This is a genomic window from Acetobacter tropicalis, assembly GCF_001580915.1.
GTDB lineage: Bacteria > Pseudomonadota > Alphaproteobacteria > Acetobacterales > Acetobacteraceae > Acetobacter > Acetobacter tropicalis.
The window spans coordinates 1-1,187 of the sequence record NZ_LHZQ01000055.1 but is presented as its reverse complement, the minus strand read 5'-3'; the positions used below and the strand labels follow the sequence as shown (position 1 = coordinate 1,187).

Sequence of the window (1,187 nt, the reverse complement as noted above, 5' to 3'; positions counted from 1 at the left end):
TTCTCATTCAATGCCCCACTAAAAATGGGGGGATTACCGATGTTCTTCTGCAGGCATGGCGTTTTTCACGCCCAGCACGAACTGAACATGGGGGCGTTGGCTCATTTGTTCCTTTTCAATAAGGCGTTTTGCTCCATGTAGGTGAGAGAGATCGAAAATCTCAATTTCCGGTGCCACATCATATGTCTTCATAGATGATGCAAGTGTGTTTACGAGATCTGCGCTGTTTTCATAAACAATAGTTGGAAAATTGACTGAACCTGTGGAGAGGGACGCCATATCAGGTCGCAAGGGGAGGGCACTGCCACGAGCGCTGGCGTCCCGACCGCGCCCACCGGTCGAAAACTGGATAATCATGCCGGGACAGTGACGTGTGATGCCGTCCTGAACAGCTTGAAACAGATCGGGATCGGAGGACGGTGTTTCGTCAGGATTGCGTACATGAATATGTACTAGCGTAGCTCCAGCTTCGAAAGCCTCATGGGTGGATTCAATCTGTTCCGAAGGCGTGACAGGGAGAGCTGGGTTATCAGATTTTCTGGGAACAGACCCAGTGATGGCAACGGTAATAACGGCAGGACGCATGGGGATTTTCCCTTCTTGTGGCAACCTGTTTGGACGATTTTTCCTATAACGAGCAGGAAGAGCGAAAGGATGCTTTCTTGCTAGGAAAAATATAGCCTAAAACCAATTCTCAAGCGGAAAGACGCGTTGATAATTCTTGTCTTTTCTTTAACGTCGTCAAGGATTTTGTTTACCCATGCGATAGGCCTCTTATTTTTTCCAAGGCATTTGCGAAAGTATCGTCTTAATTTAAAACTTAACTGCACTCCTTATTCGTGCGCTATGCGCACATTAAATCGCACAACGCATTAATGGAGCATTTTTTAGGATCCAGACGCAAGGGGGAAACGTATTCTCTCTTTGATGTGATGGTATGGCTGAAGGCTGTATTCGTATAATCAGGCCACGAAAGATTGGAAGCTTACGTAAATACAGGATATTCTGAGAGGCGGGCGCTGCCGGGCAGAGTGTGGGCAGGAAGCCGCTAGGTGATTTTCTTAATTGGCGATCTGATAGGCCTCATGCTCTACGGCGGTTACCGACCTTTATTTTCTCTTTCCAGAAAAGTGTACAGACGTGACTGATTTGCGTGGGTAACATTGAAGCGAAACCATTGTGACTCT

1 protein-coding gene is annotated in these 1,187 nt (G+C 47.2%); it reads right to left on the bottom strand.

Going from position 1 to position 1,187, the window contains the following annotated elements; translation table 11 throughout:
- Nucleotides 1–33: 33 nt before the first annotated feature.
- A complete protein-coding gene (locus tag AD944_RS00340; protein WP_082741211.1) occupies nt 34–585 on the bottom strand; it encodes a BKACE family enzyme in 552 nt (183 codons plus the stop codon).
- Between the last annotated feature and the right edge of the window lie 602 nt (nt 586–1,187).